The sequence below is a fragment of the Aeromicrobium sp. HA genome, from assembly GCF_027171405.1.
Taxonomy (GTDB): Bacteria; Actinomycetota; Actinomycetes; order Propionibacteriales; family Nocardioidaceae; genus Aeromicrobium; species Aeromicrobium tamlense.
Genome location: NZ_CP114372.1, coordinates 87,143 through 111,619, shown reverse-complemented (window position 1 = coordinate 111,619; position 24,477 = coordinate 87,143). Strand labels below are relative to the sequence as shown.

The 24,477-nt window shown below is 71.4% G+C and carries 23 protein-coding genes; 2 read left to right on the top strand and 21 right to left on the bottom strand.

Going from position 1 to position 24,477, the window contains the following annotated elements:
- Positions 1 to 15: 15 nt before the first annotated feature.
- The 14 genes from O3S82_RS00450 to O3S82_RS00385 all read right to left on the bottom strand — a co-directional run bounded on the left by O3S82_RS00450 (position 16) and on the right by O3S82_RS00385 (position 14,744).
- On the bottom strand, positions 16 to 705 hold the full coding sequence (locus tag O3S82_RS00450) for a TetR/AcrR family transcriptional regulator (RefSeq protein WP_179427076.1): 690 nt from the start codon (positions 703 to 705) through the stop codon (positions 16 to 18).
- A gap of 43 nt (positions 706 to 748) precedes the next feature.
- A complete protein-coding gene (locus tag O3S82_RS00445; protein ID WP_179427078.1) occupies positions 749 to 1,729 on the bottom strand; it encodes a cyclase family protein in 981 nt (326 codons plus the stop codon).
- Positions 1,726 to 2,784 carry a phosphotransferase family protein gene (locus O3S82_RS00440; protein ID WP_269304662.1) on the bottom strand — a complete coding sequence of 353 codons (1,059 nt, stop codon included), beginning with the start codon at positions 2,782 to 2,784 and terminating at the stop codon, positions 1,726 to 1,728. The genes O3S82_RS00445 and O3S82_RS00440 overlap by 4 nt, the downstream gene beginning before the upstream one ends.
- Complete coding sequence (locus O3S82_RS00435; protein ID WP_218845948.1) at positions 2,781 to 3,530, bottom strand: SDR family oxidoreductase; 750 nt, start codon at positions 3,528 to 3,530, stop codon at positions 2,781 to 2,783. Before O3S82_RS00435 ends, O3S82_RS00440 begins: the two co-directional genes overlap by 4 nt.
- Positions 3,530 to 4,759: an acyl-CoA dehydrogenase family protein gene (locus tag O3S82_RS00430; RefSeq protein ID WP_269304659.1), complete on the bottom strand. Its 1,230-nt coding sequence runs from the start codon at positions 4,757 to 4,759 to the stop codon at positions 3,530 to 3,532. Before O3S82_RS00430 ends, O3S82_RS00435 begins: the two co-directional genes overlap by 1 nt.
- A 78-nt stretch (positions 4,760 to 4,837) precedes the next feature.
- Positions 4,838 to 5,836: an ABC transporter permease gene (locus O3S82_RS00425; RefSeq protein WP_179427082.1), complete on the bottom strand. Its 999-nt coding sequence runs from the start codon at positions 5,834 to 5,836 to the stop codon at positions 4,838 to 4,840.
- Positions 5,833 to 7,473: a sugar ABC transporter ATP-binding protein gene (locus O3S82_RS00420; RefSeq protein ID WP_179427084.1), complete on the bottom strand. Its 1,641-nt coding sequence runs from the start codon at positions 7,471 to 7,473 to the stop codon at positions 5,833 to 5,835. Before O3S82_RS00420 ends, O3S82_RS00425 begins: the two co-directional genes overlap by 4 nt.
- Before the next feature lie 13 nt (positions 7,474 to 7,486).
- Complete coding sequence (locus tag O3S82_RS00415; protein ID WP_179427086.1) at positions 7,487 to 8,452, bottom strand: sugar ABC transporter substrate-binding protein; 966 nt, start codon at positions 8,450 to 8,452, stop codon at positions 7,487 to 7,489.
- A 184-nt stretch (positions 8,453 to 8,636) separates the two neighbouring features.
- Positions 8,637 to 9,446 (bottom strand): SDR family oxidoreductase, encoded by an 810-nt coding sequence (locus O3S82_RS00410; protein ID WP_269304654.1) that lies wholly within the window; start codon positions 9,444 to 9,446, stop codon positions 8,637 to 8,639.
- Positions 9,443 to 10,951, bottom strand: coding sequence for an AMP-binding protein (locus tag O3S82_RS00405; RefSeq protein WP_179427090.1), 1,509 nt, complete (start codon positions 10,949 to 10,951; stop codon positions 9,443 to 9,445). Before O3S82_RS00405 ends, O3S82_RS00410 begins: the two co-directional genes overlap by 4 nt.
- A 229-nt stretch (positions 10,952 to 11,180) precedes the next feature.
- Entirely contained in the window at positions 11,181 to 12,155 is a 975-nt protein-coding gene (locus O3S82_RS00400) for a sugar ABC transporter substrate-binding protein (protein ID WP_269304652.1), read from the bottom strand.
- A 169-nt stretch (positions 12,156 to 12,324) separates the two neighbouring features.
- Entirely contained in the window at positions 12,325 to 13,083 is a 759-nt protein-coding gene (locus tag O3S82_RS00395) for an SDR family oxidoreductase (protein WP_179427094.1), read from the bottom strand.
- 16 nt (positions 13,084 to 13,099) lie between these two features.
- On the bottom strand, positions 13,100 to 13,768 hold the full coding sequence (locus O3S82_RS00390; protein WP_269304649.1) for a histidine phosphatase family protein: 669 nt from the start codon (positions 13,766 to 13,768) through the stop codon (positions 13,100 to 13,102).
- A 4-nt stretch (positions 13,769 to 13,772) separates the two neighbouring features.
- Entirely contained in the window at positions 13,773 to 14,744 is a 972-nt protein-coding gene (locus tag O3S82_RS00385) for an NADPH:quinone oxidoreductase family protein (RefSeq protein ID WP_179427098.1), read from the bottom strand.
- 70 nt (positions 14,745 to 14,814) lie between these two features.
- On the opposite strand from O3S82_RS00385, the gene O3S82_RS00380 reads away from it, so the two are divergent.
- Both O3S82_RS00380 and O3S82_RS00375 read left to right on the top strand, forming a co-directional pair.
- Positions 14,815 to 16,215, top strand: coding sequence for a hypothetical protein (locus tag O3S82_RS00380; protein ID WP_269304647.1), 1,401 nt, complete (start codon positions 14,815 to 14,817; stop codon positions 16,213 to 16,215).
- Between the two features lie 89 nt (positions 16,216 to 16,304).
- On the top strand, positions 16,305 to 18,119 hold the full coding sequence (locus O3S82_RS00375) for an endonuclease/exonuclease/phosphatase family protein (protein WP_269304645.1): 1,815 nt from the start codon (positions 16,305 to 16,307) through the stop codon (positions 18,117 to 18,119).
- On the opposite strand, the gene O3S82_RS00370 is transcribed toward O3S82_RS00375, so the two are convergent.
- From O3S82_RS00370 to O3S82_RS00340, 7 genes are all read right to left on the bottom strand, one after another.
- Positions 18,106 to 18,855, bottom strand: a complete 750-nt coding sequence (locus O3S82_RS00370; protein WP_179427104.1) for an enoyl-CoA hydratase-related protein — start codon at positions 18,853 to 18,855, stop codon at positions 18,106 to 18,108. The genes O3S82_RS00375 and O3S82_RS00370 overlap by 14 nt on opposite strands.
- Positions 18,852 to 19,718 (bottom strand): alpha/beta fold hydrolase, encoded by an 867-nt coding sequence (locus tag O3S82_RS00365; RefSeq protein ID WP_269304643.1) that lies wholly within the window; start codon positions 19,716 to 19,718, stop codon positions 18,852 to 18,854. Before O3S82_RS00365 ends, O3S82_RS00370 begins: the two co-directional genes overlap by 4 nt.
- Positions 19,715 to 20,386 (bottom strand): nitroreductase, encoded by a 672-nt coding sequence (locus O3S82_RS00360; protein WP_179427108.1) that lies wholly within the window; start codon positions 20,384 to 20,386, stop codon positions 19,715 to 19,717. Before O3S82_RS00360 ends, O3S82_RS00365 begins: the two co-directional genes overlap by 4 nt.
- Positions 20,387 to 20,577: 191 nt before the next feature.
- Positions 20,578 to 21,021, bottom strand: a complete 444-nt coding sequence (locus O3S82_RS00355) for an OsmC family protein (RefSeq protein ID WP_179427110.1) — start codon at positions 21,019 to 21,021, stop codon at positions 20,578 to 20,580.
- 95 nt (positions 21,022 to 21,116) lie between these two features.
- Positions 21,117 to 21,374, bottom strand: a complete 258-nt coding sequence (locus tag O3S82_RS00350; RefSeq protein ID WP_179427112.1) for an HPr family phosphocarrier protein — start codon at positions 21,372 to 21,374, stop codon at positions 21,117 to 21,119.
- An 11-nt stretch (positions 21,375 to 21,385) separates the two neighbouring features.
- Positions 21,386 to 23,458, bottom strand: coding sequence for a PTS fructose transporter subunit IIABC (locus O3S82_RS00345; RefSeq protein ID WP_269304639.1), 2,073 nt, complete (start codon positions 23,456 to 23,458; stop codon positions 21,386 to 21,388).
- A gap of 11 nt (positions 23,459 to 23,469) precedes the next feature.
- A complete protein-coding gene (locus tag O3S82_RS00340) occupies positions 23,470 to 24,411 on the bottom strand; it encodes a 1-phosphofructokinase family hexose kinase (protein WP_269304637.1) in 942 nt (313 codons plus the stop codon).
- Positions 24,412 to 24,477: the final 66 nt, after the last annotated feature.

Below are 24,477 nucleotides of genomic sequence, written 5' to 3'. Positions count from 1 at the left end.
GGATTCGAGTAGGCCTCAGGCGCGCTTGGAGCCGTCCAGCGGGACGCCGAGCGCGTCCATCCAGACCCGCGTCGCCGTGCGGACGATCGCGTCCTCGCTCATGCCCGGCTCCTCCAGGGCGAACACGTGGTACGCCATGCGCCCCAGGATGGGCGAGAGCGCGCGTGCCGTCATGTACGGATCGAGCTCGGGATTGGCGTAGCCGGCGTCCTGGAGCCGCTTGATCCACCGCGCGTTGCGCTCGGCGAACGCCTTGCCGCGCTCGAGGCGCAGCTTGCGGAAGTCCGGGTCGATCGTGGCCACCTGCTCGAGCAGCAGGTTGAGCTTCGCGTTGCGCTTGTACGCCTCGACGTAGGCGCGGTTGCTCGCCTCGAGGATGCCCGCCACGTTGCTCAGGTCGTCGTCGACGCGGGACAGGCCCGGGTGCAGCATGTCGTCGGCGGCCGCCTGCATGACAGCGGTGAAGATCTCCTCCTTGCTGTCGAAGTAGGTGTAGAAGGTGCCGATCGAGCAGTTCGCCCCGGCCGTGATGTCGGCGAGCCGCGAGTTGATGAACCCGTCGCGCTCGAACACCTGGCGGGCGGTGGCCACCAGCGCGGCGCGCGTGCGCACGCCGCGCGCGGTGGTGGGCATCTCGCGGACCCGGGAGGTGTCGACCAGGGTCGGCAGCTCGCGGACGACGTCCTCTGCTTCTGCTTCGCTCATGACACGTCGATCCTACTGTCCGGTAACTGTTTGTCGCCCGGACTCACCGGATCACCACGGGATTGACGGGCGCTCCGGTGCCGCCGACGACCTTCAGCGGGGCCGCCGTGTAGAGGAACGTCCACCGCCCGTCGGCGGCACAGGCGGCCGCCAGGTCGTCGAGCCAGGCGATCTCGGTGAACGTGACGCCGAGGTTGCGCATGAGCGCGCTGTGCAGCGGCAGCACGACGCCGTGGTTCGGGTCCATCGTGACCTCGTTGGCGATGGTGTCGGTGACGAGGTTCGGGATCTCCATCCGCTGGAACCACGAGACGAGCTCGGGCGAGTAGGTCAGGCCGGGCTCGCAGAAGTCGGCGTAGAAGTCCTCGGGCGTCGTCTCGTACCAGTGGCCGATGAAGCCGGTGCGGATGAGGAGGACGTCGCGGGGCTGGATCTCCTGACCCTGCGCCTTCGCCGCCTCGACGAGGTCGACGTGGGTGAACGTCTCGCCCTTGTCGAGGTGGTCCTTGCCGCGGTGGCGGGCCATGTCGATGAGGATGCCGCGGCCGACGATGCCCTTCTGCGCGATGGGCAGGACCGAGGCCTTGCGCATGTGGCCGACCGTCTCGGTGGCGTCGAACCCGTTCCAGATCTTGCCGCCGTACCAGACGTGGCCGAGGGCGTCGTACTGCGTGGACGCCTGCAGGTAGATCGTCGCCTTGTCGTCGGCGTAGTGCGCGCCACCGGGGGTCTCGTCGCCCTCGCCGCGCTGGAAGAAGCCCTCGTCCATGACGTTCTCGCGCTGGATCTGCTCGCGGCCGGGCCACACCGGGTCGCCGTGGCCGGGCGAGCCCATCGGCACCTGGAGCGTGAAGGTCTCGCCCGAGACGATCGCCGCGGCGCCGCGGACGGCCTCCTCGGGACCGAGGTAGTTCAGCGAGCCGACCTCGTCGTCCGGGCCCCACTTGCCCCAGTTGGTGGGCGACTCGGCCAGCACGGCCTCGGTGTCGGGCGCGGTGGTCTCGGTGGTGGCGTTCTCGGTCATGGTCGTCCTCTCGGGGTGGTGAGCCGACGGCCGGCCAGTCCGGTCGTCTCGGCGACGTGCCAGGCGTGGTCGATGATCGCCTGGATGCGTTCGGGGGTGGGCGCTCCGCCCTCGGCCGTGTTGGCCGGGTTGTCGAGGGTGCGCCGGTAGACGCCCTCGCAGATGATCGCGACCTTCCACACGCCCAGGACGTGCCAGAAGGCGAGCGTGTCGCCATCGCGCCCGGAGGCGTCGAGGTAGGCCTGGGCCAGCTCGGCGCGGGTGGGGAACCCGGGCAGGGTCGAGGCCTCGAAGAGACCGCTCGCGGTCTCGCCGGTCTCGGGCCAGTAGGCCAGGGTGCTGCCGATGTCGGCCATCGGGTCGCCGAGCGTGGACAGCTCCCAGTCCAGCACCGTGCGCAGGGCGCCGGTGTCGCCGTCGACGATGACGTTGCGGATGTGGAAGTCGCCGTGGACGAGCGAGAGGTCGCCCGGCGGCGGCACGTGGGCCTGCAGCAGGGCGGTCAGCTCGTCGAGGTCGGGGCGGTCGGCGGTGCGGCTGGCCTCGAACTGACGGGTCCAGCGCTTGAGCTGGCGCTCCGCGTAGGGCGACCGCGACGCGAGGTCGCCCAGGCCGACGGCGTCGACGTCGACGGCGTGGATCGCCGCGAGGGTGCGCGCGATGCCCAGGCCCACCTCACGCCGGACGGACGGGTCGAGGGACTCCGCGATCTCCATGGTGTCCAGCACGATGCCGTCGACGTGCTCCATCACCACGACCGGCACGTCGGAGACGGCGGGGTCCTCGCAGACCCCCACCATCCTCGGCACCGGGACCGGCGTGTCCTGCAGGGCCGACAGGATGCGGTGCTCCCGCACCACGTCGTGGGCCGAGGCGAGCAGCTCGCCCAGCGGGGGCCGGCGCGCGATCCACTGCCGGCCCTCCTCGTCCCGGAGCCGGTAGGTCAGGTTGGACTGGCCGCGGCCGACGCGGGTCGCGGAGATCGTCCCGCCCACGTCGATGCCGCGGCCACGCATCCAGCCCGCGAGGGCGTCCAGCTCCAGGGCGACGGTCACCGTCCGCTCCCCCAGCGCTGGCCGCCGTCGATCACGAGGGTCTCCCCCGTGATCCAGCTCGCGGTCGTGCCGGCGAGGAAGGCGACGGCGGACCCGATGTCCTCGGGCTCGCCGATCCGGCGCAGCGGGGTGTTCGCCGCGACGGCCTCCTCGTGCTCCTTCCACAGCTCCTCGGCCAGGCGCGTGCGCACCACGCCGGGAGCCACGGCGTTGACCCGGATGCCCGGGCCCAGCTCCTGCGCCTGGTGGCGCGTCAGGTGCACCAGCGCCGCCTTCGAGGCGTGGTAGACCGCCAGGTTCGGGCCCACGGCGAACGCGCCGAGCGACGCGGTGTGCACCACCGAGCCGCCGTGCTCGCCCATCCAGAGCTCGTGCGCCAGCTGCGTCCACAGCGTGGGACCCCACAGGTTCACGTCGAGCGTCTTGGCGAAGCGCGAGTGCTCCTGCTGCACGAGCGAGCCGAAGGCCGGGTTCGTGCCCGCGTTGTTGACCAGGACGTCGATGCTGCCGAACCGCTCCAGCGTGCGCTCGAGGCACGTGCGGGACGCGGCCTCGTCGACGACGTGGGCGCCGATGCCGATGGCACGCTCACCCACCTCGCGAGCGGCGGACTCGGCGTCCTCCTCCTTCCGCGCGGTGAGGACGACGTTCGCGCCCTCGTCGTGCAGGGCCCGGGCGATCGCGAGGCCGATGCCCCGCGATGCGCCCGTCACCACGGCGGTCTTGCCGGCGAGTCCGAGATCCATCAGGCGTCACGCTCCGAGGCGCGGCGGCGCAGCTCGACCCGGGCCAGGGTGCGCTTGTGCACCTCGTCCGGTCCGTCGGCGATGCGCAGGGTGCGCTGGTGGGCGTAGAAGCTGGCGAGCGGGAAGTCGTCCGTCACGCCGCCGCCGCCGTGCACCTGGATGGCGCGGTCGATGATCTTGAGCGCGATCTCGGGCGCCTTGACCTTGATCGCGGCGATCTCGGTGCGGGCCTTCTGGTTGCCGACCGTGTCCATCAGCCACGCGGTCTTGAGCACGAGCAGGCGGGTGGCCTCGATCTCGATGCGGGCCTCGGCGATCCAGTCCTGGATGTTGGAGCGGTTCGCGACGGGCTCGCCGAACGTGGTGCGCGCCTGCGCCCGGTCGATCATGAGGTCCAGCGCGCGCTCGGCCATGCCGATGGAGCGCATGCAGTGGTGGATGCGGCCGGGGCCGAGGCGGGCCTGGCTGATCATGAAGCCGTCGCCCTCGCCCGCCAGGAGCGCGGTCTTGGGGACCCGCACGTCCTCGAACAGGATCTCGGCGTGGCCCTCACGGTCCATGTAGCCGAACACGGGCAGACCGCGCACCACGGTGACGCCGGGGGTGTCGATCGGAACGACCATCATCGACTGCTGACGGTGCGTCTCGGCCTCGACGTTCGTCTTGCCCATGACGATCAGCACGCGGCAGTTCGCGTGCAGCGCGTTGGACGCGAACCACTTGCGACCGTTCAGCACGTACTCGTCGCCGTCGGCCACCATGCGCAGCTCGACGTTCGTCGCGTCCGAGCTGGCCACGGCCGGCTCGGTCATGCAGAACGCCGACGCCATCTCGCCCGCCAGCAGCGGCTTGAGGTACTTCTCCTTGTGCTCGTCGGTGCCGAAGAGCTGGAGGACCTCCATGTTGCCGGTGTCGGGGGCGTTGCAGTTGATCGCCTCGGGCGCCAGGTAGGGGCTGCGGCCGGTGATCTCGGCCAACGGCGCGTACTGCAGGTTCGTCAGGCCGGGCGAGCCCCACTCCTCGTTCTTGTGGGGGTGGAACAGGTTCCACAGGCCCAGCGAGCGGGCGGTCTTCTTGAGGTCCTCCAGGACCGGCGGGTGGAAGTTCGGGTTGCCCGACTCCGCCATCTGCTGGTGGTACACCGCCTCGGCCGGGTACACGTGCTCGTCCATGAAGGCGTTGAGCTTGTCCTGGTACTCACGCGTCATCGCATCGGGCTCGAAGTCCATCGATCTGTCTCCTCAGGGTGGGGGTGCGGGGCGCCGGCGTCCGGCGCCCCGCGGGAAGGGTTTCGTGAAGTGGCGACGCTAGGCAGCCGCGCGCCGGCGGGCCAGCGTTCCGACGCCGACGCCGAGGATCAGCAGCAATCCCTGGAAGAAGTACTGCCAGTAGGTCTCGAGTCCGATCAGGGCGATCGAGTTGAAGCCGACCGAGACGGTGATGACGCCGACGAGCGTGCCCAGGATGTGGAACTGCCCGTCGCGCAGGACGGCCGAGCCGAAGAACGACGCGGCGAACGCGCTCAGCAGGTAGGTGTCGCCGGCCGAGACCGCCGCGCTGCCCGTGCGGGACGCCAGCAGGAAGCCGGTGACCGCCGCGCACATCGAGCAGACGACGAACGCGATGACGCGCACGCGGTCGACCCGGATGCCCGACAGCTCGGCCGCCACGCGGTTGCCGCCGACGGCCTGCATCGACTGGCCCAGCACCGTGCGGTTGAGCAGCCACCACAGCAGCGCCGCGATGACGAGCATGATGTAGACGGGGTAGGGGATGCCCAGGAAGCGGCCGAACGTGATCTCCAGGAACGCGTCCGGATCGCCGAGGGCGACCGGGGCGCCGTCGGAGATCATGTAGTTCACGCCGATGACGATCGTGCCGACGCCCAGGGTCGCCACCAGGGCCGAGACGTTCATGAAGGTGACGACGAACCCGTTGATCAGGCCCACGATGCCGCCGACGACCAGGATGGCCACCAGCGCGAGCGGGATCGAGAAGTCCTGGTTCACCATGAGCCAGCACGCGGCCACGCCGGCGAGGCTCGCCGTGTTGCCGATGCTGAGGTCGAACTCGCCCGTCACCAGCACGAACGTCAGACCCATCGCGATGATGGCCGAGAGCGCGCTCTGGTTCAGGATGTTGATCGCGTTGTCGACCGTGGGGAAGGTGTTCGGCGCCAGGATCGACGTGACGATGATGAGCGCCGCCAGCACGAGCAGCGCGCCGTAGCGGCCGAACCACTCGAAGTAGTGGGACTTCGAGGCCGGCGCCTCCGCGGTCGGCTCGTTCTCCATGAGCGTGGTCATGCTTCCTCCGTTTCGGTGGTGCCGGAGCTCTCGTGGCTTCCGAAGCACAGTGCGGTGAGGTGGTCCTCGTCGAATTCGCTGGCCGGGACCTCGGCGACCAGCTGTCCCCCACGCATCACGAGGACGCGGTCGCAGATCGCGAGCTCCTCGAAGTCACTGGAGATGACCAGGACCGAGGTGCCCTCGGAGGCCAGTCCGGTGATGATCCGGTAGATCTCGGCGCGAGCGCCGACGTCCACCCCCACGGTCGGCTCGTCCAGCACGAGCAGACCGGGACTGGTCCGCACGTACTTGCCGACGACGACCTTCTGCTGGTTGCCACCACTGAGGTGGTGGGCGGTGTCGCGGATCGAGCGGGCCTTCACGGAGAAGCGCTCCATGAGGGCCTGCCCGGTGGCCCGGGACGACTTCGGCCGGAACCGCGAGCGCATGCTCGGCGACGAGCCGTGCTCGGCCATCGCGAGGTTGTTCTCGACCGTGTCGGTCAGGACCAGCCCCTGACTGCGCCGCTCCTCGGGCACCAGCGCGATGCCCGCGCGCAGTGCCTCGTGCGGCGACTTCGGCGCGTACGGCGCGTCGTTCAGCGTCATCGTGCCGCCGGTGGCCCGGTCGGCGCCGATGAGCAGCCGCGCCAGCTCGGTGCGGCCCGCGCCGACCAGGCCGGCGATGCCCACGATCTCGCCCTCGTGGACGTCGAACGAGGCACCGATCACCCGCGGCGCACGGCTCAGGTTCCGCACCGACAGCCGCACCGGCCGGGTCTCGGCGACGGTCTCGTCGGCCTCGGCCTCGAGTCGCGACACCAGCTTCTCGACCTCGCGGCCGACGATCTGGGTGGTCAGCTCCTGGCGGTCGGTCTGCGCCGAGTCCAGCGTGGCGACCTTCTGCCCGTTGCGGAACACCGTGATCGTGTCGGAGACCTCGAGCACCTCGTCGAGACGGTGGGAGATGTAGAGGATGCCCACGCCGTCGGACGTCAGCTCCTCGATCACCGCCATCAGTCGGCTGGCCTCCTCGTCGGTGAACGAGGCCGTCGGCTCGTCCATCGCGATGAACCGGGCATCGCGCATGAGCGAGCGTCCCAGCGAGACCATCCACCGGTCCGAGACCGACAGCTGCTCGACCTCGACGTCCAGCGGGATGTCGAACCCGAGCCGCTCCTGCACGGCCTTGGCCTCGCGGCGCAGGCGACGCAGGTCGAGGATCCCGAATCGTCCGGGATGACCCGATCCCATCGCCATGTTCCGCAGCACCGAGAACTTCGGCACCAGGTTCAGCTCCTGGTGGATGAAGCTCAGGCCGAGGTCGGCCGCATCGCGCGGATTGGCGACCTCGACGCGCCGGCCGTCGAGGAGGATCTCACCCTCGTCGGCCCGCTCGAGGCCGGCGAGGATCTTGACCAAGGTCGACTTCCCGGCGCCGTTGGCCCCGCACAGGGCGTGGACCGAGCCGGGCTCGACCTCGATCGAGACGCCGTCCAGAGCCCGACTGCCGCCGAACGACTTGGAGATGCCACGCATCTGGAGCAGCCCCGTCGTCGTCGGTTCCGGTCCGGGCCGGACGCTGTCAGTGGCTCCGGTCATCTTCTCCCCCTCGTCGCCCTGCGCGGGCACGTCGAGCTCTGGACGGATCGTCATGTCAACCAGCCCTTCAGGACGCGTCCGCGCCGGGGTTGTCCTTCAGATACTGGTCGAGCGTCTCCGGCGTGATGATCGGGAAGGGGATCTCCTCGGTCTTCGGCTCGGCGTCCACGCCGCCCTTGATCACGTCGGGCGTCGCGTCGAACAGCATCTGGGCCGAGCCCGCCGTGTCCGGAGCCGCGGTGGCCGCGAGCTGGCCCTCCTTGAGCGCCTTCAGCGCGGGCGGGGTGCCGTCGTAGCCGTAGATCTTCACGTCGTCACGACCGGCCTGCTTGGCCGCCACGATCGCGCCCATCGCCGGGTCGTCGAAGCAGGCCCAGATGGAGAGCGGCTCGGAGCCCTTCGGGTTCTTGGCCAGCCACGTCGTGGCGAACTTCTGGCCCGACTCCAACTGGCCCGGAATCAGGACCTCCTGGCGGTCGACGGTGATGTCGGTGCCCTCGACGGTCTTGTTGAAGGCATCCTCGCGCAGCTGGCACGGCAGGCCCGGCTTGTAGCCCAGCGCGAGCACGCGGCCCTTGCCGCCCATGTTCTTCACCATGGCCTCGGGGACCTCGGTGCCCGGCGAGACGACCAGGTCGAACGTGACGCCGTCGGCGCCGCCGCCCGCGATCGACGCGACGGGGATGCCCGCGGCCTTGGCGGACTTCAGGCCCGCCGTCAGCGACTTCGACTCGATGACCGAGACGATGATCAGGTCCACGTCCTTCTGCACGAAGTCCTGCATCGCGCCGATGGCCTTGTCGACGGCACCGTCGGGGTTGGCCGTCGTGACCTCCCAGCCCTCGTCCTCGGCGAGCTTCGTGTACTTGTTGATGACGGCCTCGGTCGTGACCTCGCTCGGCGCGAAGCGAACGATGCCGACGGAGTAGCTGTCGTCTCCGCCGTCGGATCCGGAGGACGAGCCTCCACAGGCGGCAGCGGTGCCCAGGGCGAGAGCCATGGTCGCTCCCAGTGCGATGCGTCGGAACTTCATCGAGCCTCCTCAAGCTCTTGACCACCTACGGGGTGGTTCACCGGTCCCCCTGTGGCGAGGCCGGATGCGGTGCATCCGGTCGACGCCCGACGGCCGCGCGTGCGGTCGCCGTCGTGCAGTCGTCCGAGCGGGCGGCTCCACGCATGCCGCGACGCGAGGTCGCGGCGATGTCTGAGATCCCTCGTCACGCGAGGGAGTCCTGATAGCGGCGCATGCCGCGCAGCCAGCGGTCGTAGTCCGACCCCTTGCGGCGGTAGAACTCCAGGACGTCGGGGTGCGGCAGGATCAGGAACTCGTCCGTGCCCAGCGACTCGACGACGATGTCCGCCACCTCGAGTGCCTCCAGGACGAGTCCCGCCTGCGTGACCGCCTTCGCGCCCTGGCGCGCCGCCGCGCTGTCGGAGTCGGCGCCGCTGTTGAGCATCGCCGTGTTGACGCCCATGGGGCACAGGCAGCTGACGCCGATGCCGCGCGACCCGTAGGTGACCGACAGCCACTCCGCGAAGGCGACCGCGGCGTGCTTCGTGACCGAGTAGGTCGCCGAGCCGATCTGGGTCAGCAGGCCGGCGGCCGACGCCGTGGACAGGAAGTGGCCGCTGCCGCGCTCGAGCCAGCCCGGGACGAGCAGCTCGGCCGCCCGGACGTGCGCCATGACGTTGACGTCGATCGAGGTCTGCCAGTCCGACGGCGTCGCGTCGAGGTTCTCGCCCAGGCCCACGCCCGCGTTGGCGGCGTAGAGGTCCACGGGGCCGAACGCCGACTCGGCGAGTGCGATCGTGGCCTTGATGTGCTCGACATCCGAGCAGTCGCCCGCGAGCGCTTCGATCGTGCCGGGGTGGTCGGCGGCGATCGCGTCGACCTCCTCCTTGAGGCGGCCCTCGTCGAGGTCGGTGGCGACGACGCGCGCACCGTGCTCCACGAACCGGCGGCACAGCGCCGCGCCGATGCCGCCACCGGCGCCCGTGACGATCGCGACGCTGCCGTCGAGCCTCATGCGCGGTTCCCCTGCGCGGCCACCGAGCGCAGCTCGTCGCGGTCGATCGCCCGCTTGAGGATCTTGCCGGTGGCGCCCTTCGGGAGGGCGTCCACGAACGCGAACAGGTGCGGCACCTTGTAGGCCGAGAGCCGCTCCTTGGCCCAGGCGCGGATGCTCTCGGTCGTGGCCTCGGAGCCCTCGGTCAGCACGGTGACCGCGGCGATCTCCTCGCCGTAGTGCTCGTCCGGCACGCCCACCACCGCGACCTCGACGATGTCGGGGTGCTCGTACAGCACCTCCTCGACCTCGCGCGGGTAGACGTTGTAGCCACCGCGGATGATGAGGTCCTTCACGCGGTCGACGATGCTGAGGTAGCCGTCGGCGTCGAGCGTGCCGATGTCGCCGGTCTTGAGCCAGCCGTCGCGCAGGTCGGCGGCGGTCGCGTCGGGCCGGTTCCAGTAGCCCTTCATGATCGTCGGGCCCTGGATGTAGACCTCGCCGGGCTGGTCGGCGCCGAGGACGTTGCCCTCGGGGTCGCGGACCTCGATGGTCGAGCCGGGCAGCGCGGGTCCGACCGTTCCGGTCTTCTGCTCGCGGTTGATGTCGTTGAAGGTCGCGGCGCCCGTGGACTCGGTCAGCCCGTAGCCCTCGAGGATCGCGCAGCCGAAGCGGTCCTTGAACGCCCGGATGACCTCGACCGGGAGGCTCGCGCCGCCCGACGTGGCCAGTCGCAGCGCGGTGAAGTCATCGGCCGTGTAGTCGCCCCCGACGTGCAGCATCGCGTTCCACATCGTCGGCACGCCGGCCAGCGTGGTGAGCTCGTCGGCCACCATCACGTCGAGCATGACCTTCGGGTCGAAGGGGTGCACCAGCGAGAACGAGGCCCCGGTCGACAGCGTCGTGTTCATGCAGACGGCCTGTCCGTAGACGTGGAAGAGCGGGAGCCCGGTGCCGAAGCGGTCGTCGGGATCGATGTTGAGCACCGGCTGGAACGACGTCACCGTGTCGACGAGGTTCGCGGCGGTGAGCTCGGCGCCCTTCGGGCGGCCCGTCGTGCCCGACGTGTAGAGGATCAGCGCGGTGTCCTGGGCCGCGTGCTGGTGCGGCTCGGTGAGCGGCTCGGCGTCGAACGAGAAGCCGGCGTCGATCTGCCAGAAGTCCAGGCCCCTGTCGGCGGCGGCGGCGCGCGCGTTGTCGGCGCACTCGTGCCAGGCGATGACGAGCGAGGCGCCCGAGTCGTCGAGCACGTAGCCGATCTCCGGCTCGGTCGACATCGTGTTCATCGTGATGACCGTGACGCCGGCGGCGTGCAGGCCGTAGTAGATCTCGGGGAACTCCGGGATGCTCGGGGCGATGAACAGCACCCGGTCGAGCGGCGCGGCGCCCGCGGCGCGGACGGCTCCGGCGACCTGCTCGTTCGTCCGGCGCAGCTGGCCGAAGGTGATGGTGCGGGGCGAGCGGATCGCGACGCGATCGGCATCGGACTCGGCGTGAGCCCAGACATCGGCGGCGATGTTGACCATGCGGGGGGACCTTTCGACGCTGCGTGTGACCTATGTCACCGAGCAACGTATGTGAAACCGATCACAGGTTCAATAGGAATCTGAACTCAATTTCAGAAATCTTTTCGGGCCATGGACAGCGACCCTCCAAGCCGCGTCGGACAGCCGGGACACGCGGAAAGGCCCGGCACCGCAGGGCGGTGCCGGGCGCTCCGGCGTGCTCACGGACGGGTGGAAGGACGGTGAGCCGTCACTTCACCTCGTCCGGGTACTTCTGCGCGAACTCGTCGTAGGACTCCTTCGTGACCACGAACGTGGGGATCGGGATGTCCTCCGGCTCGGCGTCGACGCCGCCCTCGATCACCTCGGGCGTGCGCTCGGCCAGCTCGCGGCCCGCGCCGGCGACGTCGATGAACGCCGTCGCACGCATGGCGCCGGACTGGACCGCCGTCACCGCGGCCGGCGTGCCGTTGATGCCGTAGACCTTGACGTCGGTCCGGTCGGCCGACCGCAGGGCGCTGACCGCGCCGAGCGCCGGGTCGTCGAAGCACGCCCAGATCGCGAGGTTGCCGCTGTCCTTCGGATTCTTGGCCAGCCACGCCTGGGTGAACTTAGTGCCGCTCTCGACCTGGCCGGGGATGGCCACCTCCTGGCGCGTGACGGTGATGTCGCTGCCCTCGAGCGCATCGTTCAGCGCCTCCTCGCGACCGATGCACGGCAGACCGCTCTTGTAGCCCAGGAGCAGCAGCTCGCCCTCGCCGCCCATGTCCTCCACGAGCTGCTTCGACAGGTCGGTGGAGACCAGCGCGCCGGAGTCGGCGTTGAGCGGCACGCCCTCGCCGGAGCCGCCGCTGAACGAGATGATCGGGATGCCGGCCTCGGTGGCGGCACGGACGCCGCCGGTGATCTGGTCGGTCGGGAAGACCGTGACGATGATGAGGTCGACGCCCTTCTGGACGAAGTCGTTGACGGCGCTGATCGCCTTGTCCACCGAGCCCTGCGGGTCGACCTTCGTGACGTTCCAGTCCTGCTCGTCGGCGTAGTCGATGTAGGAGTTGATCGCCTTCTCGGCGGTCTCGTCGGTGGCCGAGAACTGGACGATGCCGATGTCGTAGGAGTCGTCTCCCCCGCCACCGTCACCGTCGCCTGTCGAGTTCCCGCACGCGGCGGCTGTCGCCAGCGCCGCGACCATCGTCGCCCCGAGAGCCATGCGTCGAACGTTCATCGAGCCTCCTCAAGCTCGAGTCCGCTCACCGATGGGCGGACTCATGACCTCCTCCCCGGCGTCTCGGACGAGCCCGATGTGAAGTAGGTCACGCTGAACCTAGGTGAAGTCAAACTCAACTTCAATAGTGCCGACGAGTCATCCCGTCGCCCCTTCCGTCGGGGAGCGCTCAGACGAGCTTGCGCACGACCGACAGCGGAGCGTGCTTCATGACCTGGCCGATCGGCGCCCAGGGCCAGGCGGGGACGGCGGCGTCGACGACCTCCTTCTCGATGTACTTCACCATCGCGGCGGTGCCCGTCTCGGTGTCGACCATCAGCCGCTGCTCCTGCGCCACCTGCTCGTTCATCTCGCTGGCGATGTAGCCGGGGTAGAGCGTCGTGACCTTGATGTCGTGACCCTTGCGGCCGATGAGGTCGGAGCGGATGCCCTCCGCGAGGTGGGCCACGCCCGCCTTGGTCGCGGCATAGGTGGTCATCGACGAGGGCATGCCGCGCATCGCCGACATCGACGAGATCAGCACGAGGTGGCCGGCGTTCCGCTCGTAGAAGTGCTGCATCGCGGCCTCGGACTGCGCGAGCGCGGCGACGAAGTTGGTCATCGCGGTCTGCCGGTTGGCCTCGAACTTCCCGGTGCCGATCCGGCCGCCCTTGCCCAGGCCCGCGTTGACGACCACGCGGTCGAGTCCGCCGAGGGCGTCGGCCGCCTCGCCGAAGACGCGGAACACGGCGTCGTGGTCGTTGACGTCGAGCGCGTGCACCGAGACCTCGATCCCGGGGTGCGTGGCGACGAGCTCGTCGCGCAGCGCCTCCAGCCGCTCGACCCGCCGGGCGGTGATGGCCAGGTGGTGTCCCGACGCGGCCAGGTGCCGGGCCATGCCCTCGCCCAGGCCCGAGCTGGCGCCCGTGATCAGCGTGTTCCGTCGCATGTCGCTCCTCGTGGTGTCAGCGGAAGGTGACGTCGGCCGCGGGCAGGTGCCCGTGGTCGTTGAACGTCAGCACCCGCGGGCCGGTCGCGCCCACCATGAGCGTAGTGACACTGCTGTTCACCACGACGTCGTTCAGCTTCTGGAACGCCGAGTCGTCGCCGGTGATGAGCTGCGAGGCGACCATCGCGATGGGTCCGCCGGAGGTGAACACCAGCACGCGGCGGCCCTTGCCCGAGGCGAGCCGGACGGCCTCCTCGAAGCCGGCCAGGACCCGCTCACGGAACAGCTTGTAGGGCTCGGCGAAGTCGCCCTCGCCGCGACGCCACACGTCGATCGCCTCGTTCAGCGCGGCCTGGAACTCCTTGGAGTTCTTGGTCAGCGCACCCGGGTCGAAGGCCGTGGCGACGGCGAGGTGGTCGTACTCGTTCCAGCGCGGGTCGATCTCGTACCCCGACAGGCCCGGGTCGGCGTCCTCCTCGCCGAGGCCACTGGCGTCGATCGCGGCGATCGCGGTCTGGGCGTGCCGCAGCATGCCCCCGGCGATGGCGTCGGTGAACACGACTCCCCCGGCCTCCCAGGCCGAGCCGAGCGCGGCCGACTGGCGCGTGCCCAGCTCGCTGAGGCGGTCGTAGTCGTCGGTGCCGAAGGACGCCTGACCATGACGCACCAGGTGCAGGGTTCCCACGTGCTCAGACCTCCAGCACGAGCTTGCCCGTGGCCTGCGCGCGGTCGAGCGTCAGCAGGGCCTCGGAGGCGTTCTCGAGGGGGAACGACTGACCGACGACCGGCTTGAGCGCTCCCGACGCGAGGTGCTCGGCCATGGCCTCCCACTGCTGCTTGATCAGGCCCGGGCGCTTCATCGCGTAGGCGCCCCAGCCGACGCCGACCGCCGACAGGTTGTTCAGCAGCAGGCGGTTCGCGGCGATCTTGGGGATCTCGCCGGCGGTGAAGCCGATGATCAGGATGCGGCCGTCGTCGACGAGGCAGCGCAGCGAGTCGGTGAACCGGTCGCCGCCCGCCGGGTTGCCCACGGGGTCGACGACGATGTCCACGCCGCCGGACGCCTTGACCGCGTCCTTGAAGCCCTCGGACAGCACGTACTCGTCGGCGCCCGCGGCCACGGCGATCTCGCCCTTCGCGTCGGTGGAGGTCACGGCGATCACGTGGCCGGCGCCGAACGCCTTCGCCACCTGGATCGCCGCCGTGCCGATGCCGCCCGAGGCACCGTGCACCAGCACGCGCTCGCCCTCGGCGAGACCGCCGCGGTTGACCAGGGCGAAGTAGACGGTGCCGTAGTTGAAGATGAACGAGGCACCCTCGGCGAACGAGACCGAGTCGGGCAGCGGGAAGGTCAGCAGCACGTCGGCGACGACCTGCTCGGAGAAGCCACCCAGCATCGGCAGCGCGGCCACGCGATCGCCCGGGGCGAAGCCGGAGTCGGCCGGGGCCTCGACCACGACGCCCGCCACCTCGGAGCCCGGCGTGAACGGCAGCGGCGGCTTCAGCTGGTACATGCCGCGGCTCTGCAGCAGCTCGGGGAAGGAGACGCCGGCCGCCTTGACGTCGATGAGGACCTGGTCCTCGCCGCGCTTCGGGGCCTCGACCTCGAGGAGTTCGACAGCCTCGGGACCGTCGAGGGACGTGATCTGGATCGCTCGCATGGAGCGAGCGTAGCGGATATCTAAGCGCTTGCTTAGCCCCTCGTCCACAATCTGAGGATATCCTCACGTTATGGCCACCGGAGTCCGCTTCCCCACCGACAGTTCCACCGCCACCGCCCGACAGGTCGTCGCCGACGCGCTCCGGAAGGTCGATCCGGTGGGCGCCCGCGCCGCGGAGCACGAGACCAACTGGCGCCGTGGCTACCTCACCCACTTCTCGCGTCTCGTCGAGGCGGGACTGGGCGAACCGACCGACGCGGTGACGATCGCGACCGAGGGTCTGCGCAGCATCTCCGAGCAGATGCGCTGCGGCGACGCGAGCCTGGCGGACGCGCTGGTCGCACCGGCCGAGGGCGAGCCCTGGACCACCGTCGAGATCGCCGGCGAGGGCGAGGCCGAGACCGAGCTCAGCGTGCCGTACCACGGGCGCCGGCTGACCGGAGCCGAGCTGGACGCGCAGCTCGACGACTGGGTGGCGCGCGGCGTCGTCGAGCCGACGTTCTCCGACGCGATCCGCGAGGTCGCCGCGCACCCCGAGTGGCTGCGGCTCGAGGGCGACACGGTCGTCGTGCTGGGCGCGGGCGCGGAGATGGGCCCGTACCGCTCACTGCTGCGCTGGGGCGCCGACGTCGTCGCGGTCGACCTCCCGCGCGCCGACATCCAGAAGCGGATCCGCGACCACGCCCGTGAGGGCGCGGGACGCGTGAGGGTGCCGGTGGGCGGCAAGGAGACCGGCGCCGACCTGCTGCACTCGCTGCCCGAGCTCGGCCGCTGGATCGAAGGGCTCGACGGCCGCCTCGTCCTCGGCACGTACTGCTACGCCGACGGCGCCACGCACGTGCGCGTGTCGATGGCCGCCGACGCGCTGGCGGCGCGGCTGCTCTCGCAGCGGCCCGACACCGCGCTGGCCTACCTGGCCACGCCGACCGACGTGTTCGCCGTGCCGGCCGGCGCCGTGACGACCTCGAACGAGAACTACGCGAGCGGTCGCAGCCTCGTGCGCGCGCCGTTCCGGATGCTCAGCGGCGGACGGCTGCTGCAGCGGAACTACCCGCCGGACGTGGAGATCGGCGTGTGCGACTCGCTCGTGCCGCAGCAGGGACCGAACTACGCGCTGGCGAAGCGCGTGCAGCGGTGGCGCGCCGCGGCCGCCCGCCACGACGGTGCGACGGTCTCGCTCAACGTCGCCCCGGCCACCCGGACGGCCTCGGTCGTGAAGAACCGCGCCCTGGCCGCGGCCTACGCCGGCGCGCACCGGTTCGGGGTCGAGGTGTTCGAGCCCGCCACCAGCAACGTGCTGATGGCGGCGCTGCTGGTTCACGACCTGCGCAGCGGCCACGCGCCCTCGGACGAGCCGTGGCGCGAGGAGGCCTACGCCGCCGCCCACGGCGGACTGTGGACTGCGGCCTACCACCCGCGCTCGGCCCTCGGCCTCGCCGCGGTCCTCGGCTTCGCCGGCTCGCGCGCCTGACTCCGCCCGCTCTCCGCGAGTGGCACTCGCAGGGGCCGAGGAGCCGGAGAGCCGGGACGTGAGGCCGTCGGACCGGTAGAACGGTGGGCATGAGTCGACCTGCGGTCCTGCCCGTCGTCCACCTCGCCGCCGGCACGTGGCTGCTGGTCGACCTGTGGCGCGCGTGGACCCCGACCCTCATCACGATCTTCGGCCAGGCGGCCTCGACGCCGCCCGAGCTGATCGGCGCGTTCGCGCTGGGCTGCCTGCTGGTGCCGGTGGTCGTCGTCGCGATCGCAGCGCGCACCCGCCACGCGTTCGTCGTCGCGACGGTGGCGCTCGTGGTCGCGCTGACCTGCCGGGTCGCGCTCCAGCTCACCGAGGGCGGCCGGCCGCACCTGACCGTCGCGTCGATCGGCACGGTGGCGGCGATGACGTGGCTCGCGCTCGCACTCCCCCGCGTCCGAGACGCCGCCGTCACCGGTGTCGTCACGGGACTCGCGCTGTCGGTCACCACCCATGCCGCCCTCGGCACCTGGGGCGCGGTGTGGCGCGACGATGCCTGGGCGTGGGCGCTCGTGGTCGTCCAGGTCGCGGTCTGCCTCGCCACCGCGCGGGTCGAGGGCGACGGAACGCGGATCGGTCGCCGCCTCGCGTGGACCCTCCTGCCCGGCCTGTTCCTCGCCGGCGTGATCGTGGCCAACGCCGGTCGCGCGTCGGCCACCCTCGACGAGGCCGGACTCGCCGCCGTGGCGTTCGGGGCGACGGCGGCGATCGCCCTGACCCTCGTCCGGGTCACCCGGTGGTCGTCGATCCTGGCGGCGGTCGTCCTCGTCGCGGCGGTCGCCGCCTCGGCCGTCGTCACCGACGCGGACGGGCTGCTGCCGAGCTGGACGGTCGTCGCGTTCGCCGTCGGCATGCCCGCCCTCGCCCACCTCTGGTGCGCCGCCGATCAGGGCGATCGGGGCACGCCAGTCCTCGTCGCGCTCGGCGGCGTCCTGTGGGGCGCACTGCTCTTCGCCTACTACGCCGGCTACGACCTGGGCTATCGCGCGGACTGGCTGCTCGTCGTCCTCGCCGCGGTGATCGGCGTCGTCGCCGCCTCCGCACCCGCACGGAACGAGTCCGCGGCGAGTCCGAGGATCCTCGGCGGGATCGGGGCCGCTGCCATCACGGCGGCCCTCGTCGCGGCCTTCGCGCCAGCGCTGACGATCCGGACCTTCCACACCGACGGCCCACGCGACGGCGAGCTCCGGGTGGCCGCCTACAACCTGCGCATGGGCTACGGGATGGACGGCGACTTCCGGCCCGAGGCCGTGGCCGCGATCCTCGTGTCCGCCGACGTGGGACTGATCAGCGAGATCGACCGGGGGTGGCTGCTGAACGGCGGCCAGGACCAGCTCGCGATCCTCGAGCGGCTCACCGGCCGGACGGCGTGGTTCGGCGCCGCGGCCGACCCGGTCTGGGGTGACGCGGTCCTCCTCGACGCCGAGGCAGCCGACGTCGAGCGCATCGCGCTGCCCTCGCACGGCGCCGTGACCGGAGCGCAGGCGATCGCGGTGCGCCCGAAGGCGCCATGGGACGCCCGCTGGCTCGTCTCCACCCACCTGCAGCCGGTGGGCGACGACGAGGGCGTGACCGCGCAGTCGGCCGACCTCGCCGTCTGGCTGCGTGGGCTCGGCGGCCCGATGGTCGTGGGCGGCGACTTCAACATGCAGGAGGGCAGCGAGGCCCATCGCCACGTCACGGGCATCGGCCTCGTCGACGCCGCTCCGGGCGGCGCGAGCACGAGCGAGGCCGACGACCCCGTGAAGCGGATCGACTACGTGTTCTCGACGGCCGACCTGGTGGCCGTGGACGTCGACGTGCCCGGCCTGCGGGCGTCGGACCACTTGCCGGTGGTCGCGACGCTCAGGCCCCGGTGAACTTGGCCTGACGCTTCTCGCTGAACGCGGCGACGCCCTCGGCGAAGTCGTGCGAGGCGCCTAGGACGCCCTGCTCGACCGTCTCGGTGGCGAGCGTCTCGTCGAGGTGCAGCAGGGCCGCGGCGTTGATCGCGGACTTGATCCGCGCGTACGCCATCGTGGGGCCCGACGCCAGCTTCTCGACGAGGCCGTCCACCGTGGCCTGCCACTCTCCCGCGGGCACGCAGTGCGTGATGAGGCCGGCGGCGTACGCCTCGGGGTTCGGCAGCCGCTCGCCCAGCATGAGCATGCGGGTGGCACGGGCGCGGCCGATGGAGGCGGCGATCAGCTCGTGCGCGGCGCCGTCGCCCATCAGGCCCACGTTGACGAACGCCTGCAGGAAGTAGTCGTCCTCCTTGGCCACCTGGAAGTCCGAGGCGAGCGCGAGCGACGAGCCGATGCCCGCCGCGAGGCCGTTGAGCGCCGCGACCACGGGGAACGGCGCGCCGGTGAGCGCGTGGATGAGGCGGTCGGCGGCCTCGAGGATGCCGGTGTTCGTCGCACCCGGCGCCATCACGGCACCCGAGCAGAACGCGCGGCCCTCGCCCGTGAGGACGGCGACGCGGACGCCCTCGGCGTCCTCGAGCGCGTCGCTCATCTGCTCGAACATCTCGGTCGTGACCGAGTTGAGCCGCTGCGGGGCGTTCAGGGTCAGCGTCAGCACGCCGTCCGTGCGGTCGACCAGTAGGTCGGTCATCGATTCCTCCATTGTCCGAGCAGGGTCTGCAGCACCGCGATGAGCGCGGTGGGCTGGTCCAGCATGATGTGGTGTCCCGAGTCGGGGATCACGGTGACGGGCACGTTGCCGCCGAGCCGCGAGCGGATCTCCTCGGTGATGTCGGTGGTGGCCATGCCGCGCTCGCCGCGCAACAGCGCCACCTCGCACGCGCTGCGGGCCACGTCGGCGGGCTCCATGCTCGAGCGCAGGAAGACGCGCGGGTCGAACTTCCAGGTCCAGCCCGAGCCGTCCGCCCGGACGACGTGGTGGATCGAGCCGCGGGCGATGTGGTCGCGGATGTACGGCAGGCACGAGGGGTCCTCGGGCAGCGTGCGGAAGCGTGCGACCATCGTGCGGGCGTCGGGGTAGAGCGGCATCGAGAGGTCGGCGCGGTCGTTGCGCCACGAGCGCGCCTCCGCCGAGACCTCCTTGACCGGCGAGTCGATCGCGGCCGCGCCCAGCATGTCGGCGCCGTGCTCGCGCGCGGCGGTGAGGGCGACGAAGCCGCCCATGCTGTGGCCGAAGACCACGGGCTTGGCGCTGGTCTCGGAGGTGGCCACCGCCATGACCTCGCGGGCCCAGGCCTCGAGCGTGTACGCGTCGCGGCGGCCGCTGTCGCCGTGGCCGCTCAGGTCGAGCGCGAGGACGCGGTGGTCGACCGCGAGGTGCGGGCCGACGTGATCCCACCAGCCGGAATGCGCGGCGCCACCGTGCACGAGGACCACCACCGGTGCGCCGGGCTCGCCCCACGCGCGGTACGCGATCGGGACGTCGTCGACCTCGATCTCGAGGTGCTGGGGCTTCTGGTCGAGAGCCCACGTGAACCACTCGGGAACGGTCACCGATGGAACCTCGTCACTTCGTGCAGGGGGGCCCGGCCGGCCCGGAACGAGTTGGCCGGATGGTCGGGGTCGGCGTGGCCGAAGGAGATGCCGCAGACGATCAGGCGGTCCTCGGGCAGGCCGAGCCACTCGCGCAGGAACTGCGACTTCTGCGCCAGGGCGGCCTGGGCGACGGTGGCGACGCCGCGGGCCTGCGCGGCCAGCAGGAACGACTGCACGAACAGGCCGCAGTCGATCGCGGCGTAGACACCGAGCGGGGCGGGCGCCGAGACCACCGCGACGTGCGGGGCGCCGAAGAACTCGAAGTTCCGCAGCATCTCGCGGGCCGAGCCCTCGCGGTCGCCCTTCGCGACGCCGACGGCCTGGTAGAGCTGCCAGCCGACCTCGCGGCGTCGCTCGGCGTGCACGCCCTCGTAGCCGGGCGGGAAGGGGTAGTCCGAGCCGAGCGAGGCGTCGGCCATGAGGTCGTGGCGGAGCCGGACGAGCGCCTCGCCGGACACGATGTCGACGTGCCACGGCTGGACGTTGCACCACGACGGGGTGCGCGACGCGGAGGCCACGATCGCCTCGATCTCGGCCTCGGCGACGGGCTCGTCGGTGAAGCCGCGGCAGCTGAAGCGCGAGGCCAGCAGCCGCTCCAGGACCTCGGCGTCCGACTCGTCGACCATGGGGACACCGTACCCGCAGCGAACTTCCCGTCAACCGTGACGGTTTGTTCGCGGTGTGGCTGGTGAGGCGGTGAGTCCTCAACCCCTCCCGCTCACGGGCGGTGAGTGGTCAACCGTTCGGGAGGGTCATTCGGTTGACTGGTCACCGCGCCTCATGGGGAAGGGTTGAGGGCTCACCGCTCTCCGCGGGCTCAGGTCTCGGACGTGCGGACCTGCACGACGCGGATGGGCGTGGGCGCCTCGACCGTGCGGCTGACGGTGCACAACTGCTTGTGGGTGCGCTCGATGGCGTCGGGCACGCGGTCGGCCATCTTCTGACCCATCTCGTCGTGGTCGAACGAGATGTCCACCGTGACGACGAGGTCCTCCATGATGTTGCCGCCCGAGGCGTCCTTGACCTTGTGGCCCTCGACCGAGATGTCGAAGCGCTTCGGCTCGGCGCGCTTGGTCAGCGCCTCGACCGTGACGCCGGTGCAGCCCCCGAGCGCGACCAGCAGCAGCTCGACGGGGGTGAAGTCGGTGTTCTGGCCCTCGCCGATCGAGATGACGCCGCCGCGGCCGTTCTCGGCCCGGTACTCCATCTGTCCGGTGCGGACGAGGTGGACGCTGCGCAGGGTGGTGGACTCATCGCTCATGCCACGACCCTAGGCCGCGACGGGACGACCCGCCGGACAGCACGACCGGCCGCCGGAGACGTGGATTCCGGCGACCGGTCATGCGACCCGGCGGGTCAGGCGTCGAGGTCGGCCTCGACGAGCGCGGAGATCTTCTCCAGGACGGCGGCATCGTCGCTCTCGACGGTGACCTCGGCCCCCTGGCCGGCGCCGAGGGTCATGATCATCAGGGCGGACCCGGCGTCGACGGGCTCGCCGCCGGCGACGGCGAGGGTGACGGGCACCCCGGCCTCGGTGACGGCCGCGGCGATCGTGGCGGCCGGGCGGGCGTGGAGGCCGACGGCCGATCCGACGGTGACGGTCTTGCTGGGCATCTGCTGTCCTCTCAGACGGTGACGGGGTCGTCGGCGGCGAGCGCCGCCTGCTTCTTGTCATGACCGACCTGCTTGAGGACGGTCACCAGGAATCCTGCCACCAGTGTCCCGATGATCAGGGAGACGAAGAACCACAGGACGTTGTCGACGGCGAAGAACACGAAGATGCCGCCGTGCGGGGCCACGCAGGTGACGCCCATGGCCATCGAGAGCGCACCGGTGACGACACCACCGGCCATCATCGCGGGCAGCACCCGGAACGGGTCGGCCGCGGCGAACGGGATCGCGCCCTCGGAGATGAACGAGGCGCCGAGCAGCCAGGCGGCCTTGCCGTTCTCGCGCTCGGCCGGCGCGTAGAGCTTCGGCCGCAGCGCCGTGGACAGCGCCATCGCGAGCGGCGGCACCATGCCGGCGAGCATGACCGCGGCCATGATCTTGGACTGCGACGAGCCGGCGTCGAGCGCGCCCGCGGTGGACAGGCCCGTGACGGCGAAGACGTAGGCCGCCTTGTTGACCGGGCCGCCGAGGTCGAAGCACATCATCAGTCCGAGCACCGCGCCCAGCACGATCGCCGAGCTGCCGGTCATGCTGTTCAGCCCGTCGACGAGGGCCTCGTTGAGCCAGGCGAGCGGCTTGGCCAGCACGAGGATCATCGCCATGCCGACCACCAGCGTGGAGACCAGCGGGATGACCACGACCGGCATCAGGCCGGCCAGCCAGCGCGGGACGCCGCGGTGCGCGAACCACGCGGCGACGAGGCCCGCCAGGAGGCCGCCGACGATGCCGCCGATGAAGCCGGCGCCGTTCGGGTTGGTCTCGGTGACGCCGATCTGGCCGGCGGCGTAGCCCATCACGAAGCCGGGCGCGATGCCCGGACGGTCGGCGATCGCGTAGGCGATGTAGCCCGCGAGCGCCGGGACGAGGAAGCTGAACGCCCACGATCCGAGCAGGAAGACGAGCGCGCCGACGTAGTACAGGAAGGCGCTGCCGAACAGGGCGTGGTCGCCGGCCTCGGGCAGGTTCGTCAGCGAGTTGTTCGCGAGGATGTCTCCGGCCGTGTCCGTGACGTCGTAGCCCGCGAGCAGGAAGCCCAGGGCGATCATCAGGCCGCCGGCCGCGACGAACGGGATCATGTAGCTGACGCCGGTGAGCAGCCAGCGCTGGAGCTTCTTGCCGATGTGCTCGTCGTCGCCGGCCGCATCGGCGGTGGTGGCGTCGGCGTCGCCCTCGACGCGCTGCGCCGACGGGTCGGCCGCCGCGGCGAGGGCCGCGTCGATCATCGCGCGCGGCTCGTTGATGGCGCGCTTCACGCCGCTGCGCACGACGGGCTTGCCGGCGAAGCGGGCCTGGTCCTTGACGCCCACGTCGGTCGCGAAGATCACCGCGTCGGCGCTCGCGATCTGCTCGGGGGTCAGGGGCGTGCTGCCCGAGGAGCCCTGCGGCTCGACGGCGAAGTCGACGCCCGCGTCGGTCGCGGCCTGCGCGAGCGCGTCGGCGGCCATGTAGGTGTGCGCGATGCCCGTGGTACAGGCGGTGACCGCCACGACGCGCTGCCGCGCCGCCGTCTCGGCCGTGCTCCCGGCGGGCGCCTCGGCGGCGGCCGGGGCGGGGGGCGCGGGCTGCTTCACGTCGACGCCGGAGGTGGCCTCCTCGACGAGCGCGATCACGTCGTCGGCCGACTGCGCGTCGCGCAGCGCCTGCGTGAAGTCCGAGCGCACGAGCGCCCGCGCCAGCGACGAGAGCAGCTTGAGGTGCGCGTTCCCGGCGCCCTCGGGTGCCGCGATCATGAAGACGATGTCGGCCGGGCCGTCCGGCGCACCGAAGTCGGCGCGGTTCGACAGCCGCGCGAACGCCAGCGTCGGCGCCGTGACCGTGGCGGTCCGGCAGTGCGGGATCGCGATGCCGCCGGGCACGCCCGTGCCCGCGAGCGCCTCGCGCTCCTTGGCGGCGGCCGCGAGGTCCACGGCCGAGCCGGCGCGTCCGGCGGCCACCACCTGGGCCGCGAGGGCCTCGATGACGCCCCCGGCCTCGGTGCCGAGATCGACGTCGAGCGACACCAGCTCGGGAGTGATGAGCTGTTCCATGTTGTCCTCCATCAGGCGGGATCCACGGCTTCGACGTGGGGTGCTGCGGGTAGGTCGGTGGGGGTCGGCAGCGCCGATCCGGGCAGGGCCGCGGCGGCAGCACCGTGGACGGCGGCGCTGGCCAGGCACTCGGCGGGCGAGGCGCCGGCGGCGTGCGCGACGAGGTAGCCGGCGAGCGAGGAGTCGCCCGCGCCCACGGTGCTGCGCACCGAGATCGGGGCGGGTGGGCAGAACCACGAGCCCTCGTCGGTCGCGAGGACGGCGCCCGCTCCCCCGAGGGTCAGCAGGACGGCGCCGACGCCGTGCTTGTCGCGCAGCTCGTGGGCGCGGGCGGCGGCGTGGCGCGGGTCGCGCTCGATCTCGTCGGGGTCGCAGTCGAGCAGCTCGGCCAGCTCGTCGGAGTTCGGCTTCATGAGGTCGGGAGAGGACTGCTCGACGGTGAGGCCGAGCGCGGCGCCCGAGGTGTCGACGGCGACGCGCGCGCCCGCCTCCTGGAGCCGGCGCGTCGTGGTGGCGTACCAGTCGAAGGGCACGCCGGGCGGCAGCGAGCCGCTCAGCACGGCCCAGTCGCCGGCCGAGACGGCGCCGACGAGGGCGTCGGTCAGGGCCGTCAGCTCGGACTCGTCGAGGCGCGGTCCGGGCGAGTTGACCTTGGTCGTGGTGCCCTCGGGCTCGGCAAGGGTGAGGTTCACGCGCAGGCGACCGCCGACGGGGACGGCGCGGTAGTCGAGGCCGAGCCCGTCGAGGGCGGAGAGCAGCGGCTCGTCCGCGGCGGCCGGGAGGACGGCGGTGACGGGCACACCGGCGGCGTGCAGCACGCGGGCGACGTTGATGCCCTTGCCGCCGGGATCGTCGTGGGCCGCCTCGCTGCGCACGACGCCGCCGCGCTCGAGCGGCTCGAGCAGGCCGACGAGGCGGTCGATCGCAGGATTCGCGGTGACGGTGACGATCACGACGGCTCCTTCCGGTCCTGGTAACCAGCGTCACACGTCCGGGGTTCGCGTGCGCTGTGGATTCTT

What these genes read in the sequence shown, in the direction of transcription:
- O3S82_RS00450 (WP_179427076.1), bottom strand. Translation starts at nt 705, where the DNA reads ATGAGCGAAGCAGAAGCAGAGGACGTCGTCCGCGAGCTGCCGACCCTG.
- O3S82_RS00445 (WP_179427078.1), bottom strand. Translation starts at nt 1,729, where the DNA reads ATGACCGAGAACGCCACCACCGAGACCACCGCGCCCGACACCGAGGCC.
- O3S82_RS00435 (WP_218845948.1), bottom strand. Translation starts at nt 3,530, where the DNA reads ATGGATCTCGGACTCGCCGGCAAGACCGCCGTGGTGACGGGCGCATCG.
- O3S82_RS00430 (WP_269304659.1), bottom strand. Translation starts at nt 4,759, where the DNA reads ATGGACTTCGAGCCCGATGCGATGACGCGTGAGTACCAGGACAAGCTC.
- O3S82_RS00425 (WP_179427082.1), bottom strand. Translation starts at nt 5,836, where the DNA reads ATGACCACGCTCATGGAGAACGAGCCGACCGCGGAGGCGCCGGCCTCG.
- O3S82_RS00420 (WP_179427084.1), bottom strand. Translation starts at nt 7,473, where the DNA reads ATGACGATCCGTCCAGAGCTCGACGTGCCCGCGCAGGGCGACGAGGGG.
- O3S82_RS00415 (WP_179427086.1), bottom strand. Translation starts at nt 8,452, where the DNA reads ATGAAGTTCCGACGCATCGCACTGGGAGCGACCATGGCTCTCGCCCTG.
- O3S82_RS00410 (WP_269304654.1), bottom strand. Translation starts at nt 9,446, where the DNA reads ATGAGGCTCGACGGCAGCGTCGCGATCGTCACGGGCGCCGGTGGCGGC.
- O3S82_RS00405 (WP_179427090.1), bottom strand. Translation starts at nt 10,951, where the DNA reads ATGGTCAACATCGCCGCCGATGTCTGGGCTCACGCCGAGTCCGATGCC.
- O3S82_RS00400 (WP_269304652.1), bottom strand. Translation starts at nt 12,155, where the DNA reads ATGAACGTTCGACGCATGGCTCTCGGGGCGACGATGGTCGCGGCGCTG.
- O3S82_RS00395 (WP_179427094.1), bottom strand. Translation starts at nt 13,083, where the DNA reads ATGCGACGGAACACGCTGATCACGGGCGCCAGCTCGGGCCTGGGCGAG.
- O3S82_RS00385 (WP_179427098.1), bottom strand. Translation starts at nt 14,744, where the DNA reads ATGCGAGCGATCCAGATCACGTCCCTCGACGGTCCCGAGGCTGTCGAA.
- O3S82_RS00380 (WP_269304647.1), top strand. Translation starts at nt 14,815, where the DNA reads ATGGCCACCGGAGTCCGCTTCCCCACCGACAGTTCCACCGCCACCGCC.
- O3S82_RS00375 (WP_269304645.1), top strand. Translation starts at nt 16,305, where the DNA reads ATGAGTCGACCTGCGGTCCTGCCCGTCGTCCACCTCGCCGCCGGCACG.
- O3S82_RS00370 (WP_179427104.1), bottom strand. Translation starts at nt 18,855, where the DNA reads ATGACCGACCTACTGGTCGACCGCACGGACGGCGTGCTGACGCTGACC.
- O3S82_RS00360 (WP_179427108.1), bottom strand. Translation starts at nt 20,386, where the DNA reads ATGGTCGACGAGTCGGACGCCGAGGTCCTGGAGCGGCTGCTGGCCTCG.
- O3S82_RS00355 (WP_179427110.1), bottom strand. Translation starts at nt 21,021, where the DNA reads ATGAGCGATGAGTCCACCACCCTGCGCAGCGTCCACCTCGTCCGCACC.
- O3S82_RS00350 (WP_179427112.1), bottom strand. Translation starts at nt 21,374, where the DNA reads ATGCCCAGCAAGACCGTCACCGTCGGATCGGCCGTCGGCCTCCACGCC.
- O3S82_RS00345 (WP_269304639.1), bottom strand. Translation starts at nt 23,458, where the DNA reads ATGGAACAGCTCATCACTCCCGAGCTGGTGTCGCTCGACGTCGATCTC.